The sequence below is a fragment of the Spartinivicinus marinus genome (genome assembly GCF_026309355.1).
GTDB lineage: Bacteria > Pseudomonadota > Gammaproteobacteria > Pseudomonadales > Zooshikellaceae > Spartinivicinus > Spartinivicinus marinus.
On the sequence record NZ_JAPJZK010000001.1, the window covers coordinates 6,325,038 to 6,341,071 of the forward strand.

The following is a 16,034-nucleotide window of genomic DNA, read 5'->3' on the forward strand; positions in this document are numbered from 1 at the left end:
CGAAAAATATTAATTTAAAACCTATCAACGCTTTTTGTGAGTTGTTGATGACAAAACAGAACTTTTCATCACAAAAAGCTTAGGGTGCCTTAACTTAAAGGCTGTACCAACCCTCGTACAAGAGCCACAAAAATTCAACTCCGAAACAACCCTTACCAAACCAGTAGTAGACGTAGTAAAACGGCTTGTCATAGTAGAATACAGTTTTACCTCAGCATCAAACGACCTATTATGACCATCCCACCCAGTTTGCAAGGAAACGGGTATTCCTTCAGTACCTGGCAGGGTTCTACCACTTACGCCAATAATGCTATCAACTCCTGAAGTGGTAATATAATCTGCAAATGCAACATTACGTTGGCCGGCCCTTAATCCCAAAGTTCGTCGAATGAAGCTTATTCTTTCACTATCGGACTTAAATATTCTACAAATCTTATGCTCTTTACCTGGCTTCTCACAATTAAATTTCTTTAAGAATTTTTTTCCTAGTATTTTGAATAATTTAATTCCACCTAAACTAGCAAGTGCAAACATTCCAGCTTGAGCTGCTGTGATACTTTCACCATTTGACACCACCCCAAACAGGTCATAGGCAGAGCTTGCAATATTTAGAGTGGTAAGAATGCCCGCCACATTAAAACCGACGCCAAATGATGGTAAACCAAAGTTCCCAGTTGGGTCGGTGTAATTAACGGGGTCTACATTGGCATAAAGGTATTTATGCAGCGTAACTGGATCATGATTAACCCCCATCCAGGTATCCATCTGGGTAAAGCGGGCAGCTTTTTGGTTGTAATAACGCGCCCTGAGATAGTACTGATCCAACCCTGAATCAAACTGCTCACCAGTAAATAGGTAGTTGTTCTTGGTATTGCCCATTGAGTTCAGCAATACCCCGAAGGCTTCATAGTTATAGGTATCAGTAGTAGCACCTGCGGCGTCCGTTAAGGCTCGGGTGCTACCGAGTCCGTCGTAATGGTAGTAGCTTGAAGCACCATTACGGTCCTGACTGATTAGGTCATCGCCATAGGTGTAGTTGACTTGGTTTGCCCCATCACTCTCGACCAGCACCTGAGCATAATCGCGGTTTTCATCGACGATAAACTGAGTGGTGACACCATTTTCCGTTTTACCAGTACGAATACCGTTGTGGTTGTAACGATAGCTTGTGGTTTTCCCTTCCTTTTCGGCTGATGCCAGTTTGTTTTTGGCATCGTAGGTATAAGTGGTGACCTTGTTATCTAAGGTTTCAGTCAGGGTACTGCCATTATTGTCGTAGGTATAACGGCTACCCCCTTGTTGGGTCAGCCTATCGTTGGAGTCATAGGTATAACGTGTCGTGACGCCATCAGCCACGCTTTGGGTGCGGTTGCCCACTTTATCGTATTGATAGCTGGCACTGTAGTTACCATTGACGGCATCGGTAATGGTTTCGCTGGTTAACCGATACAGCTGGTCGTAGCTATAGGCGGTGGTTCTACCATTACTCTCATCAATTTGGGTCCGCCGGCCGGTTGGGTGCAGGGTATAGCTATAGGACTGTATTAACCCACCGCCCTGGCTAAAGGTTTCCAGCTTGGTTAGGCGATTTAAACTGTCATAGCTATAGACCTGACTGGTACCGTTGGGGTAGCTAACACTGGTGCGGTTACCCACGGCATCATAGCCATAAGTGGTTGTGCCCTTAGCATCGGTGACACTTTGCAGACGATTCAGTTTGTCATAGTTGTAGTCAGTGGTAAGCACCTGACCACTAGCCTGAGCCACTTGCACCTGAGTACGGTTACCCACCGGATCATATTGATAGTGGATAACAGAGCCATCGGGCTTGGTTTCACTGGTCAATCGATCCTGCTGATCATAGTTGTAGGTTGTGGTTTGTAACGGGCCATTCACTGGCGTTACCTGCACTTGAGTGCGGTTACCCATGGCATCGTATTGAAAAGCTTCTACCCGGCCATCGGCATATTCACTTTGGATCAAGCGGTTCATACTGTCGTATTGATGGCGAGTAACCTGACCATTAAAGTCAGTCTGTTCAGTCAGGTTGCCATTGCCATCGTAACTAAAGCCTTCCGTTTGCCCCATTGGTAAGGTACGGGATGTGACTCGGCCCAACGCATCATAGGCCCAGCGAGTGGTGCGACCTTCCGCATCGGTTTGAGTGAGCTTATTACCCGCCGAGTCATAGCTAAATGTGGTCGTGCCACCTAACGCATCAGTTACTTTGGTTAACCGACCTAACTTGTCGTACTCGTAGGTGGTTTTCACACTGGCCTGATCGGCCTGGCTGGTACGACGAGATAAGGCATCTAAGGTTGAGGTTTGCTTGGAGCCATTGTGATAGCGCGTTTCTATACGCTGATCCAACTTATTGTACACATAGCTCCTGCGGTGGCCTTTGGCATCCACCTCTGCAATCAGATTGCCTTCTGCATCGTATTCAAAGCGGTGCTCATTACCGGCTGCATCACGGCTTAAAGTACGGCGCCCAGCTGCATCGTACTCATACTCGGTACGATTACCATTGGCATCAATCTCTGCAGTCACTCGGCCGATAGCATCATAGACAGTTTGGGTGCTAGAACCATCAGGATAAGTAACTTTGGTTTGCCGGTTCAGCGCATCATAACTGTATTGCGTGGTACGACCCGCTTTGTCCGTTTCACTCAGCAGGTTACCTTCCCTGTCATAGGTCTTGGTCGCTACTGATCCATCGGAGTAACGGGTGCTAATTAGACGACCATAGGCGTCATAAGCCATTTCAGTCCGCTGACCTAAGGCATCGACAGTCCCCACCTCACGGCCGGCTAAGTCATAAACAGTCGTGGTCACATTGCCCAGCGGATCGGTGGTTTTAATCACCCGGTTGCGCGCATCGTAAACATAACGTGTGGTTTCGGCTGCACCATTACGGGTACGCGTCTCGGTTAGCACATTGCCATTAGCATCGTAGCTATAGCGAGTGACATGACCTTCAGCATCGGTTTCGGTGAGCTTGTTGCCATCCTTGTCATAGGTGTATTGTGTTGCATTACCCAACACATCAACGGTTCGGGTGACAAGTCCTTGGGCATTAATCGTATTACCTGCCACCTTGCCGTTAGGGTCTGTCACCGTTAATAAATTACCTAAACTGTCATAGGTATTGTGGAAGGTATTACCCCGAGCATCGGTAATCTGGGTTTCCTGACCGCGAGTGTTATAGCTATAAGTAGTGGTATTGCCTAAGGCATCCACTTGAGTTAGCTGATCATTTTTATCGTTATAGGTAGCAATTTGGGTAAAGCCCAAAGCATCCACCTGGGTTAATTGATTACCCCGTGCGTCATAGGTATAAGAGGTGGTATTGCCTAACGCATCAATACGGGTGAGGACATTACCTTGCTCATCATAAAACAGTTGGGTGATATTGCCGTTACGATCAGTGACCAGTGAAAAACGGCCTGCTAAATCATGATTAAACTCGGTACGGTTACCATCACTGTCTTCCTGAGCTATCAACTTCCCTTTATCGTCATAGATATTTTTTACCAGCTTGCGGCCCAGCGGATCTTTAATATCCAACAAACCGTGCTGCTGATTATAGGTATAAGTGGTGGTGGCATTAAGTTGATCAGTGGCCTTCACTAAGTCCTGCTGAGCACTATACGAGTATTGTAGGGTATTACCCTTAGGGTCAGTAATGCTGGTAATCTTGCCATCCCCATCACGATTAAACAGCACACTTTTACCGCTAGAGTGAACAATACCCGCATCGCTATACGTCAGGGTGTGTCCCGTAGGAACGGTGACTTTAGTGATACCAAAATTCTGATCCAGCTCATAAACATAGCCGGCACGGGTCGTTAATTGATAACGATTAGGGTTGATAGGGTTAGTGAAAGTACCTGTTTCTACTAGGTTACCGTTCACTAAGCGCGCCGTGTTGTCCCCCATAATTTTCAGTGTCGACTGGGTATCACCCACAGGCTCAAGGGATAAAGTGACATCCAGTTGTGCACTGAGGTTATTACACTGCGGCGTGGCTTTAACTTCAAACACTTCCTGGTCACCATCAGGTAAAGTCACAATCACCTGGGGTGCGCCATTAGGCTCTACACAATAACGGGTCAAGACATTGAATGGCCCATATTTATAGCTGTTAAGGGACCAATATTTGCCAGGCACCCGGGTTTCTTCAATTTTTACGTCCTGATAACCCACACTCCAGCCATAACCAAAATCCAGTTTTTCATGGCGGCGACGACTGTCGTAAGTACGAGTGACTCGAATCGGAATACCAGCCACTGGAATAGTTAAATCTTCTACGGTGAAAGAGAAATTACCTACTTTCATATCGCCGTTTACACGATAAGTCACCTGCTGAGACTGCTCATTACCACTGACATCGCGAGCAATTAACGCAATATTATATAAACCATTGACTAACTGGGTAGGATCAAATTGACCTAATACCCCATCCACTACAGGTGTCGTACTTTTAGTTATTTCTGTGAATTGATTTTTACCAGCAGGGGAAATTAATAACCGATAATCGACAAAATTATCATCCGTCGCCGTACCCACTATTTCAACAGGCGCTAAAATTTCACTATCAGTTGCTGGTGTTTTAATTTCTACTGTGGGCTTAGTTGCATCATTCGGATCACGAACACTAAACTGACCAGTTGTAGATACCAATTGTTTGGTATCTTTAGCAGTGGCAGCTAAAGAATAATTACCAACTGTGTCGCCCGTAACAATGGCACGACCATTATTATCTAAAGCAACCGCATTTCCATTCACTGTTAGCGTTAGGTTAATAGCACCTACCCCACCAGTGGTTATCACAGAAACTGTCGTGGTTTGACCTTTATCAATGACAGCCGGAGTCGCTACTACAGATACTGTTAAGGGCAGCGCTTGTTTCGCGACGTTGATGGTAAAGCTTTGCTCAATATAAGCTTGGGCATCGGCGGCTCTTACCACAACATTATGAACACCCGCTTGGCCAGCGGTTGGTGTCCAATTAATTGCGCCAGATGCACGGTCAATTTGCATTCCAGCCGGTGCTGTGGTCAAGCTATAAGAAATCGCATCACCATCTGCATCGCTAGCAATCACTGCATATTGATAAGCGGTATCAACCGCGCCATTGGCCAGCGGTGTAGAGGTAATGGTGGGTGGGGTATTTTGAGCACCAGCCGTGACATGGATGGTAAAGGTCTGCGTGGCAATCCCCCCATTACCGTCTTCAGCCCGGACGACGACTTCATTAGCGCCTTGCTGGTTATTGGCAGGGGTCCAGCTAATCAGGCCACTATTGGCATTGATCGTCATGCCCTTGGGGGCTGCCTCCAGCTGATACGTCAATGAGTCTCCATCAGCATCCGTCGCTGTGACGGTATAACGATAAGCTTGTCCAGCATTTGCAGCGGTACCGGGGGAACTGGTAATAACCGGTGACTTATTGACCACCGCATTGACGGTCACCGTAAATTGTTGACTGGTAACGCCACCTTTACTGTCAGTCACGCGGACACTGACACTGTTGACACCAATCTGCTGTTGAGTGGGCGTCCAGTTGATCAAGCCTGAAGTCGGATTAATAGTCATGCCAGTGGGTGCAACTTCCAAGCGGTAAGTCAGCGTGTCACCATTCGCATCCGTGGCTGTGACAGCATACGAATAAGCCTGTGCCACTTGGGCTTGAGTTGCTGGCGAGGAAGTGATCGTAGGTGGGTTGTTATTATTGGCCCCACCGCCAGCGGCAATCGTGAATGTCTGCTTGGTCACCCCGCCACGCAGGTCAGTGACTTCGATACTCACCGTATAGTCACCCCGTTGTGTAACCGCAGGCACCCAGGTAATCAGCCCATTGTCCTCATTGATGAGCATGGCCGCCGGTGCTTCGAGTAAGCGATAACGCAGCTTATCGTTATCCACATCCGTAGCTTCAACATCATAGGTATAGGTTGTTAATAAAGGAGCCGATCGTCCTGGCGTACTTGTAATCACTGGTGGTGTATTTATTTCACCTGGGGCTAGCACCGCAAGGGTATACTGCTGTTGATCAATGCCCGCTTTATTATCAGTGACCTCAACAATAATCTCATGAAATTTCCCATGAGCATTTGGCACCCAGCTGATCACACCGGACTGCTCATCAATGGTCATTCCATTGGGGGCATTTTTTAACGAGAATTTTAACGGATCATTATCAGGGTCTGTTGCAGTTACCAGGTACTGATAGTTTTCACCTGAACGAGCAACAATATTAGGCGTTGAAGTAATTATTGGTGAGCGTTGAACAGTCACGGTAAAACTTTGCTCAATATTGGCGCCCTGAAGATCAATTGCGCGAATTTTTACCGGATAGGATTTATGCAGGTTGCTGTTATCTGGTGTCCATACCAATAACCCAGTGCCAACATAAAATGACATACCCGCTGGGCCTTCCACTAGCTCGTAACGCACCTGGTCACCAACATCGCTATCCGTCGCAATAACATTGTATGAAAATGATTTATCTAATACGGCATATTGTGCTGCTTTACTAGTAAATTTAGGCACCTCATTAATATCATTTAATTGGATAGCAAAGCGCTGGGTATCCTTTGCACCTGCCTTATCTTCAGCGTCTATCCACACCAGAGGTAAACGGATAGTGTTGTTGTTTTCGTTGCACTCTAAAAGATCCTGACTTTCTTCGTCAATAACCGCTTCCAATAAAGTACGATCTGAATTCAGTACAGGCCCTTTAAATGTTAGCTGAGCGATCTCACCAGCTGCCAAAGGAGGTACTTTAGCTGTACCAATTGGCAGCTTAAAAGATGCTCCTCCCACTTGATGAAAAAACGCTGACTTTAGATTTACACTTGTTTCCTTTTTGCTAGGCCCACTACCGCGATTTAACACAGAAACACGATAAGTGTCTTCTGTTTTACCCGGTATCAGCTCAACAGAGTCAACGATTAAATCGGCTGATTTTTCCCTGGGTAATAAGCGTGCTCGGTAAAATACTTCACTTTGAGAATGCACATAAAAACCAAAGCGTCCTTTTAAATAGGTATCATCTGGTATAGAGAACGCTTGAAGTAACCGATTGCCTTGAGCCACATAAATATGGGTTAAACCGGGTCTAACATCTAAAATTATTTTGTAATCAACATGGTATTCCCAACGAAGTTTTGGGTTTGCAAACAACTTGACATCCGTTGGGTGCTCTCCTTCAAATCGAGGTTCTGGCGTAGCAATTTTTGTCACATCCATTCCCACACCATTTCCATGATCCCAACGGAATCGATAATAGTGGCTTTTATCTTGGAAGCCCCAAACAAAACCAAAATGATCGTTATCACCACCCTCATTACGCAAACTAATTTCCATCACTCCATCAGATAGCTCAATATCAGATAGCAAAATGGAAGGTGCTCCATTTCCATAGGTAATTGCTACTGTCCCATTATCTTCAAACCCCCAGCTTTGTGACCCACCATGGCTGCCTTTATCTCTTAATACTGTCCATTTTGATGCATCAATAAAGGGCTCATTGGTTGATTGGGGTACTGAACAAAAAGGATTGGTTGCTTTTGAGTAAACAGGCAAATGATCGGAACCACTCCAACGAAACTCACCTGTTTTTGAATTTAAAGCTACATTATCAAGAAAACCTCTATTTTTATAGTTAATCACATCACCTTGATCAGGATCGGTTGCATCAACATCGTAAATAAAAGGCTCGTTTTCATTGGTTGATAAGGGTGGTGTGCTGGTAATAATAGGTGGGTGATTAACTGAAGGATCTTTTACTTCAACTACGAAGTTCTGCTCAGTATATTTTGCAGCTGCATCGTAGGCACGCACAATAACACAATGTTTACCCACTTGATTTTTACCCGGTAGCCAGTTAATTACACCGGTTGTTAGGTTAATTGTCATGCCATCCGGAAACTGGCTTAGCATGTAGCTGACTTGATCACCAGCATTTGGATCTGTGGCATTAACATCGTAGACATAAGCCGTATTGACTGCGGCTTGGGCTGGAGCAGTTGTTTGAATAACGGGGCTTTTATTACGACGATTGGGTCTTGAGCGAGTGGTTTTAGCAAAAGCAATGGTTGATCGGCTAGACTCAACCTGTTGTGTATTTATATCTGCGACTTGATAATAAAAAATCTGTTCCAGAGGTAATCTATCATCCAAATAAGTCGAATAGCTACTACTGGTCGTTGCTATTGCTGTAAACGGGCCAGAGGGAGAGCTAGCACGATAAATACGGTATTGATTTGCACCGGTATGTTGCCAAGTTAATTGTATTTTTTGTCGTTTGGCACGCGCTTGCAATGTACTTTTACAAGCAGAAGCTGATGGAGATAAAGTTGATGCACTTACAGTACTAACCTGAAAACCACAAGTCATTGCAACAGCTAAAGTAATAAGAAAACGCATACCGCTCTCGTCTCCCTAGGCTCTTAAAGCCTTTTTTAAAATTAGAGATATACCCTTATCCTCAAGGGTATTAAAAATACTGAGTGATTTATACGCTAATTAAAGCACTAATCAATTGCTCTAATAATGCGCGAAAAAATCATAAGAAAGAGACTGAATAAAATAAATAAACTTAAAATACCAGGCTCAGAGACACTAATGGGGTTACTCACATCAACCGTACCGTTAAAGTAAAAAGTGGTATTAGCATCTGTGCTCGTTTGACTTAATCCACCAACATCCAACAAGCTAGTAATAAAAGTACCTGTCCATTTGGCTCCGGCTACTAAATCTCCTAAATCAAAGCCTAATGCCAGCGATACATCGTCCTCTGCACCTGCTGCCACGGTGTTGGTATTATCGAGTACACCAGCCAGTAAATTGTCAAAAATATCCCCAAAAGAATAACCAGGTTCGTCAATTTCCCAACTATCTGGCAAATTATCGGTAGCACCTACGCCATTAACACTGACTAACGCACCTGACTCATTAAAAAAAGTATTCAGGGCTTGATCAATTTCAGCATCAAGAAAAACAAATAGCTTCGTGTCTTTAAGTGCAGCGCCCGTATTATTGGCAAAATTCCAGGTAATATTACCTATCCCATCATTATTCAATTGGTCAGTCACATCAACCGTAATGCCTGTGCCAATGAAATCATTATCACCGGCGCCAATATGGTTGTACTGTAGTGATTGAGCATTTAATGAGGAAGAATGTAAAAACACGCTATAGTCTTGAATAACAAGCGCATAGGCAGGATAAGTCACTAACGCCAATAATGTAGTGAATAAAGCACTGAGTTTTTTCATAATGGGAAATTCCCTTCCAAAAGTCAGGTATCTACTGTCAATTGATCAGCAAAACCGCTTTGAGTGTAGTATCAGCAAAGGAGGGGATTATAGAGTAGAAACAAGTGATACAAAAAGTAGATCTACGCAAAATGGAGCAAGCGTTCACAAAAGACAATAATTTAAAGTACGCTTACTATTAACTGGCTAATCAGCTAAAGCGATGCTTCTTTATAATACTTCAAAACCAAGGGGGTAATTTGCTGTTCTGCACGCAGCTGCTTCAATGCTTCTGCCACTTTGGGCACTAAGCTCTGATGTTTTTTATGCAGATAATGATACAACGGAATATTAGCCAATGGAGGTTCAAAGATATTCACTTTGATCCCCAACCGTTCTGATAAGTTGATTAAGTCAATACGTGGTAATACCCCAATTTCAACTCGATCTTCATTGACTAGCCTGATGACCTGCTCCATTCTTATGACTGCTGTGGTTTTCATTCCTTTGGTTCCATCCTCAACCACTTTCATTCCTCGCATTAATCTATTGAAAAGGCTTTAAACTTAACCAGTCTTTAATGGGGTGGATAATTTTTTTACTAAAGGCAACCTGCTCAATAAAATAAACAGACTCTGGTGCCATGACTAAATTAGGATATTGTTGTTGGATATTGGCTACTACTTAAAGATTATTAACAAAAATATTTTTTACAGGAGTCTTGCAGATATTAATTAAATTTCTTCAAGGTATTCTAAAAGATTATAACCCACAATACCGCTAATTAAACCCGGAAAAATCCCATCTACGCCATCAAGATAAACCAATAAAAAAGCAAGTAATACAAGCCCCAGCGCAAAATAAAATAAAACCAAAAAGCACATCGCTTTTACTGTTTGCTTGCTCATACCTGCAACCTTCAGAATAGGTTTTAGACAACTATAGTACACTCCCTGACAATATCGATGTGCTCACTGTTTTTATTCAGGCAATTTTGCAATAGTTAAATAATTAACCATTTTTACAAAATATACTCACTGCCAATGCATGTGCTATAATTCCCGGCCATTTTACTGTTGTACCAACTCCATTATTGCAATCATCATGAACAACTGTATTGAACAATTAACAACCAACACATTCTCTACGTTAGCTCAACACCAGAGTGATGATTTAGTCAGACTGTTCAACCAATGCTTTCAGCAAAGTGAAAACACAGTATTAGTGAAAGGTAATAATGAGCCTCTATATCTTCCTCAGTCTGAAACCAGCCCCTATCACCAAGTGATTTTTGCCCATGGTTTTTTTTCCAGTGCTCTTCATGAAATTGCCCACTGGTGTATTGCAGGCCCACAGCGCCGTTTATTGCTAGATTATGGCTATTGGTATCAGCCAGATGGTCGCACCCAGCAGCAACAAAAAGCCTTTGAACAAGTGGAAAGTAAGCCCCAAGCCTTGGAATGGATTTTTTCAAAAGCAGCTGGCATCCGCTTTTTTATTAGTGCCGATAACCTTTCTGGTCCTCCTATCGATACAAGCACCTTTAAGCAGGCTATTTTCCAGGAAACTATCAATTATTTAGAAACGGGGTTGCCCAAACGTGCCCTATTATTTACTGAGCAATTATTAAGTCACTATCAACCTGGTCTAACGCTAAATAACTGTCAGTTTTCTCTGGCTGAGCTGATTTAAACCTGTGACTTATTGAGTAGCAGCATGCTCTAAGGCGACTACCAGTGTCTATGCTGGAAATACCAATAGTCCACAACAATACACAGTGGTTCTGTAATTTGTGCAACAGATTATTAATGACAGTTGGGTTATTGCTCGTCACATTGTTTGTATCCAGCTGTAACCAGCAGCCCAGCACCCAATCTATGATGGAAAACTACCTTAGTCGTGTTGCCAGAACCCTAGATATTGATAATAAATCGCCTCAACCAGCTCCACTTAAGCTAAATCTGGATAAACGAATCCTGAGGCTTCCTCTACCTGATGTTCGATTAGACCTGTTTGATGTACTCGCTATTACCCACTGCCAGCCACTCACCCAAAAGCTAGCAGAACGCAATAGCGCTTTGGGCAAAGTGATGGCTACCACCCATCGGTTTATATTTGAGGTAACACTACTTGAAGCTATCAATCAATGCCTAGCCCACCCCGAAACCCAAAGTGACAATCAATTGGTTAAGCAACTTCTACTCTGGCAACAACAAAAAAACGCCGCTCTACCCGCCACCCTATGGAACAACCTATTTGCTACAGATGAGATGCTGTTGTCACTCAGCTTCAGTACCCTACCATTAGCACCCAATGAGCCTCGTGCCGAAGGAACTATTGCAGCGTTAACCTTTTTTACAGCTCAAGCTAAGCACATGCCAGATAAACTAGCACACCTTGCACCGCAACCTACCTGGGATCAGCACTTTCAGCAGCTGTATCAACGCCGTTATGTAGGTGAACTCAGCCAAGCGACTCAGTTGGCTATCGCCAGTTTAACCACCGTCAGCCATTGGCTGGAGCAACAACAAAAAACACGACCACTTTGCCCCCAAAACACGCCAACACCCAGAGCAAGAATTTTACACACCGTTTTCAAAAAATTTTACATTGGAGAAGTTCAGCCTTACTTGGCTCACCTAAACCAGTTACAAATTGAATGGCAGCAAGTTATGCAACGATTATTGCAACAGCTTTCAACTCAATCGATTCATCCAACCTGGCTTCAGTTTGAACGCCAACTGATAGGGCAGCCAAACCAGCCCGCGTTACAATTTATTTTGTTTAAACAAGCAACAAAACGCCATGCCAGAGCCTGGGAGCAACTATTACAACAATGTCGATTAATGCCACAGCTAAGTGTTTGAAACTTTGATTGCTTTTTTATGATCCAAATTGTAACGTAATTATTACTATTAAAAGATAGGCTTGCATTTAGCCATAAGTCAACTGGTATTGTCTTTGCTTACAGTACTAGTGGCGCAACTCGCAGTGATTTGCTAGGGCAGTCAGTCACTAACTATACTGAAACTGTAGTAGCAAGCCAGAGTGAGGTTGTAGCTAACCTGCAGGGAAGCAGTATTAGGCCAGTCAGTCACTCTTTGCAGCAGGATGAGGTCTTTTATGCGTACCTTCCAAGCCAAAAAGCCCAGCGAAAATGTCATTGATATCTTCACCCGCCAACCTGTCGCTAATCAGGATTCCCGAAAAGTCATTCGCCTTGCACCTGAATTAGATGGTCTTGAAATGCTGTACAGCAATGACTCCAATCCTAATAAGCTGTTCAGCATGAAAATTCTCTGCTGGGCATTACGGGCAAATGGCGAAGTAGTGGCCATGGTCCCCTGGCTTAATGATATTGTCAGTTGTGACGAATTAAATGACCCCCTTAACGGCCATTGGGAGGGCTATTACGATGCAGGGATTGACGAAATATTTTTTGAGGCACCTCTACATAAAATTGTTGAGCTGGAAAGTTCTGCCGAATATTATGAGGCCTCATTCGAAAAAGCTGACGATGTCGTGCATGAACTTCCGGATAATATTGGTACCCATGCCATTATTACCTACAATAACTTTGCCAGCTTTTCTTTGGTAGAAGTCATCAGTTGGCGTCTTTTACACAACGGTCGCATTCACGCGATGATAATTGATGATAATAAAGTGGAGTCAACCCCCGTCTTACCAGGTGATCCTTGCTTATTTGCAGCGCAAAATCACCCAGGATTTAAGTACTTTTTTCATCACCGCATTGCCAATAAAATTAAATCGAATGACCCAGAAGCCATGGCTGCCTTTTCATTATTGGTAGACACATAAGCGTATTAAAATTTTAATACTATCGAATAATCACGTCACTTTCAGGAACGACAAAGGCTAAATAAATAGTATTTAGCCTTTTTTAATATAGTAATAATACTTTTGTTCCCGCTCATCCTGGGCCACTAAGTCATGATTTAAGAACGCACAGAATTTAGGAATATCACGTGTAGTTGAAGGGTCTGTTGCAACCACTTCCAGTACATCACCTGCATTAATATCACGAATTTTATTATGCAGTAACATCACTGGCTCAGGACAACACAGCCCAGAGGTGTCCAATTGAAAGTCTGCTTTAATAGCCATAGTCACTCTATCTTCAGCGTCAATAATCGTGGACTCATAGTGTAACAATAATTGAGTTAAGGAACACGAGAAATAGGCAGGCGTTAGCAGGATACAACTTTTGCACTTATAACCGGCACCTGTTGGCAAGGTGTTGTTAACTGAAAGCTATAGCCTCTAGGGTTTTGCAGGCCAAACAAGTCAACTTTACTACCATTGTAAACCGGCCCACCAAACTGTGCTTCCAGCAAAAAAGGCTGAGGAGGTAAAGGAAAATGGGCAATAGCTGCGGCCAACAACCATAGCTCTTGCACAACATCCCGCCGATAACCCATCATCCGTGCCAATAAAGAAGAGACATAAAGGGGATGGTAATCACCTGAAATACGCGCAAACTGCCTGCCCATATCCACAGGTACATACCAGTAGCCAACTTTCAACAATTGGGAGTTTTGATGACACTGTTGCTGACGAAAGGCTTCTGTCAGTTTTTGTCGTCCCAGACTCACAAACCCTACTTCAGCTTGCCAAATAATTTCCTCTTGGATCATGGCATTTATTAACAAAGTTACCTGGCAGCCTAACGCAGATGGCTCTACTGCTGTTAAAAAAAACTTAAAATCAATCGCTGTTTGCTTATGCAAATATTTTTTCGCTAAAACCCGAATCCACGCCAGCCGGGTGGTCAATAAGGATAAAGGCAGGTTATCCCCTTGTAACAGTTGCATCTGTATCGGGGCTGTTAGTGACAACCAATACAAAGGCGGAATTTCATGACTATACCAACCTCTATCACCTAAAAACGCAACATCGGTCACCAGGTTAACCCCACAAATGTCGGCATATGCCGTTAGGTTTTGCTGATCAAGCTGCACATTTGCCCAACTAGCTCGTATCCCAGGAATGTTGGCTTCTTTTGAGTCAGGGATCCAGTGCTGCCAATGCAGTTTGGCGTATGTCCAAGGATATAAGGGTTCTAAAGAGGAAGAGGCAATATGAATAGATTGCGAATACTGCGGCATTAACACTAACTCAAATAACTGCAAAAAATACCTTATCTATACAATTAGCACAGCCTCCTATTGATTACCAACTATTGACTGTATTTATGTCATAATTCTTCAAGCATTTTTCATAATGAAATACTACACTGGCGGTAAGTGTTATTGTCAGCTCTTATTAATTTATCCACACTACAAAAATAGGCCATTGCAATATTTATGAGCGCAGTCGTTTTGTAATAGTCTAAAAAAACAGCAAAGATAATAATCCATGATTAAAGTCATTATTGAACGGGTGGTAGACAACGACTTAGTTGGTCATTATGAAACTTTCGTGAAACAAACCTTTCAAGCAGTGGTTCAAGCGCCTGGTTTTGTAGGCTGTGAAGCTTTAAAAAACCTACAGCAGCCTAACCACCGCTTTATCATTACGCAATGGGACAATGTACAATCCTGGCAAAACTGGCAGCATTCGGAAACTCGACAGTCTTTGGTTGCTAACATTCAGCCCATGTTATTACATGAAGAAAAAGTGGTTATCCTGAGTGACTAGTGCAACTCTCCATAGCCATCTCTATTAAGGACCTATATAGACTGTCACTTCTTCCCGGTCATGATACAGCTGCCGTATTTGGATTTGATGTCTCTTTAGGTTTGCTTGGTGCAACGCTTCGGTGAGTACCGTTTTTGCATTTACCACTGCCTGCCAACGTTGTTTCATCGGTAGCTTCAAATTAAAAACAGTGGCCTTACACCAACCATTGATTAGCCACTGAGCTATCATAGCCGTCACCCGGGCAGGCTTATCAACAATATCGCAGACTAGCCAATCAACCACTTGTTTGGGTTGATAAGTAAAACCGTCAGCCCGAACATGTTCAACCAGCCCGGTTGCCATAATGTCTTCCGCCATTGGGCCATTATCAATGGCATACACGCGCATACCACGGCGAACTAACTGCCAGGTCCAGCCACCAGGTGCTGCCCCTAAGTCTACTGCAGTCATATCTGCAGCTAATTGCTGATCCCATTTCGCTTTGGGTATAAAGGTATGCCAAGCTTCTTCTAGCTTGAGGGTTGCTCGGCTGGGTGCCTGCTTTGGTAGCTTTAAACGCGGTATCCCCATACGCCAGGGGCTGTGATTGTTTGCAGGTGAAATACCGACCAACACACTGGTACCTGAGATAAAGAAGACATGTAGTGTAGGCATTTTAAGATTGTCTTTCGCTGTCAAACAGCTCGCTTTTTTCAATGCTTGAATTAAAGGCGAAGTGATTTTTCGAGTCAAAGACTGCAAAGACTTCCCATCATTAGTATCAGGCATTTCTATCTGAACGATGCCACATTGAGGTAGTTGCTTAACAGCCTCAACAATGGGGGTAACCCGATCAGTCACTGGTAATTGATTGAGTAATGGCAAACAAGCCACCCACTGCCTGGCAAAAATCCATTGCTTAAAAGGTTGCTGCTGTAATAACAGGGCACCATCAGGCTGATAGAGGTTGAGTAATACCCAACCTTGACGCGGCTTTGCTTTAACAAAGCCTGCCAAACCAACTGCTTCTGCTTTGGCCATAGCTTCTGCAGCACATTCATTTTCAAAGCCTGAGCGGCAATACAACAACAATTGATTAAGCATGGTTGGCCAGTTCATTAATAAGGTTAG

General features: G+C 43.7%; 11 protein-coding genes. 4 read left to right on the forward strand and 7 right to left on the reverse strand.

Going from position 1 to position 16,034, the window contains the following annotated elements; all coding sequences use genetic code 11:
• Positions 1 to 24 precede the first annotated feature (24 nt).
• The 4 genes from OQE68_RS27800 to OQE68_RS27815 all read right to left on the reverse strand — a co-directional run bounded on the left by OQE68_RS27800 (position 25) and on the right by OQE68_RS27815 (position 10,171).
• The gene (locus tag OQE68_RS27800) at positions 25 to 8,433 is read right to left on the reverse strand and encodes a putative Ig domain-containing protein (RefSeq protein ID WP_180566784.1); all 8,409 of its coding nucleotides are present in this window, start codon (positions 8,431 to 8,433) and stop codon (positions 25 to 27) included.
• 107 nt (positions 8,434 to 8,540) lie between these two features.
• Complete coding sequence (locus OQE68_RS27805; RefSeq protein WP_180566783.1) at positions 8,541 to 9,284, reverse strand: hypothetical protein; 744 nt, start codon at positions 9,282 to 9,284, stop codon at positions 8,541 to 8,543.
• Positions 9,285 to 9,478: 194 nt separating this feature from the next.
• Positions 9,479 to 9,766, reverse strand: coding sequence for a type 2 periplasmic-binding domain-containing protein (locus tag OQE68_RS27810; RefSeq protein ID WP_219339906.1), 288 nt, complete (start codon positions 9,764 to 9,766; stop codon positions 9,479 to 9,481).
• A gap of 231 nt (positions 9,767 to 9,997) precedes the next feature.
• The gene (locus tag OQE68_RS27815; protein ID WP_180566781.1) at positions 9,998 to 10,171 is read right to left on the reverse strand and encodes a hypothetical protein; all 174 of its coding nucleotides are present in this window, start codon (positions 10,169 to 10,171) and stop codon (positions 9,998 to 10,000) included.
• A gap of 196 nt (positions 10,172 to 10,367) precedes the next feature.
• Between OQE68_RS27815 and OQE68_RS27820 the strand changes: the two genes are divergently transcribed.
• From OQE68_RS27820 to OQE68_RS27830, 3 genes are all read left to right on the forward strand, one after another.
• Entirely contained in the window at positions 10,368 to 10,955 is a 588-nt protein-coding gene (locus OQE68_RS27820) for an elongation factor P hydroxylase (RefSeq protein ID WP_180566780.1), read from the forward strand.
• 116 nt (positions 10,956 to 11,071) lie between these two features.
• Positions 11,072 to 12,130: a DUF3080 family protein gene (locus OQE68_RS27825; protein WP_180566779.1), complete on the forward strand. Its 1,059-nt coding sequence runs from the start codon at positions 11,072 to 11,074 to the stop codon at positions 12,128 to 12,130.
• A gap of 256 nt (positions 12,131 to 12,386) precedes the next feature.
• Entirely contained in the window at positions 12,387 to 13,082 is a 696-nt protein-coding gene (locus OQE68_RS27830) for a hypothetical protein (protein WP_180566778.1), read from the forward strand.
• A gap of 72 nt (positions 13,083 to 13,154) precedes the next feature.
• Here the strand turns inward: OQE68_RS27830 and tusA are convergent, their stop codons facing one another.
• Positions 13,155 to 13,388 (reverse strand): sulfurtransferase TusA, encoded by a 234-nt coding sequence (gene tusA / locus OQE68_RS27835; RefSeq protein WP_180566777.1) that lies wholly within the window; start codon positions 13,386 to 13,388, stop codon positions 13,155 to 13,157.
• Between the two features lie 83 nt (positions 13,389 to 13,471).
• Positions 13,472 to 14,413, reverse strand: a complete 942-nt coding sequence (locus OQE68_RS27840) for a hotdog family protein (RefSeq protein WP_180566776.1) — start codon at positions 14,411 to 14,413, stop codon at positions 13,472 to 13,474.
• 226 nt (positions 14,414 to 14,639) lie between these two features.
• Between OQE68_RS27840 and OQE68_RS27845 the strand changes: the two genes are divergently transcribed.
• Complete coding sequence (locus OQE68_RS27845) at positions 14,640 to 14,921, forward strand: antibiotic biosynthesis monooxygenase family protein (protein WP_180566775.1); 282 nt, start codon at positions 14,640 to 14,642, stop codon at positions 14,919 to 14,921.
• A gap of 24 nt (positions 14,922 to 14,945) precedes the next feature.
• Here the strand turns inward: OQE68_RS27845 and rlmM are convergent, their stop codons facing one another.
• Positions 14,946 to 16,022, reverse strand: coding sequence for a 23S rRNA (cytidine(2498)-2'-O)-methyltransferase RlmM (gene rlmM, locus OQE68_RS27850; protein ID WP_255490747.1), 1,077 nt, complete (start codon positions 16,020 to 16,022; stop codon positions 14,946 to 14,948).
• Positions 16,023 to 16,034 lie beyond the last annotated feature (12 nt).

Excerpts from the sequence above, each read along its gene's own strand:
- OQE68_RS27805 (WP_180566783.1), bottom strand. The coding sequence starts at position 9,284 with ATGAAAAAACTCAGTGCTTTATTCACTACATTATTGGCGTTAGTGACT.
- OQE68_RS27825 (WP_180566779.1), top strand. The coding sequence starts at position 11,072 with ATGACAGTTGGGTTATTGCTCGTCACATTGTTTGTATCCAGCTGTAAC.
- tusA (WP_180566777.1), bottom strand. The coding sequence starts at position 13,388 with ATGGCTATTAAAGCAGACTTTCAATTGGACACCTCTGGGCTGTGTTGT.
- OQE68_RS27820 (WP_180566780.1), top strand. The coding sequence starts at position 10,368 with ATGAACAACTGTATTGAACAATTAACAACCAACACATTCTCTACGTTA.
- OQE68_RS27845 (WP_180566775.1), top strand. The coding sequence starts at position 14,640 with ATGATTAAAGTCATTATTGAACGGGTGGTAGACAACGACTTAGTTGGT.
- rlmM (WP_255490747.1), bottom strand. The coding sequence starts at position 16,022 with ATGAACTGGCCAACCATGCTTAATCAATTGTTGTTGTATTGCCGCTCA.
- OQE68_RS27810 (WP_219339906.1), bottom strand. The coding sequence starts at position 9,766 with ATGAAAACCACAGCAGTCATAAGAATGGAGCAGGTCATCAGGCTAGTC.
- OQE68_RS27830 (WP_180566778.1), top strand. The coding sequence starts at position 12,387 with ATGCGTACCTTCCAAGCCAAAAAGCCCAGCGAAAATGTCATTGATATC.
- OQE68_RS27800 (WP_180566784.1), bottom strand. The coding sequence starts at position 8,433 with ATGCGTTTTCTTATTACTTTAGCTGTTGCAATGACTTGTGGTTTTCAG.
- OQE68_RS27815 (WP_180566781.1), bottom strand. The coding sequence starts at position 10,171 with ATGAGCAAGCAAACAGTAAAAGCGATGTGCTTTTTGGTTTTATTTTAT.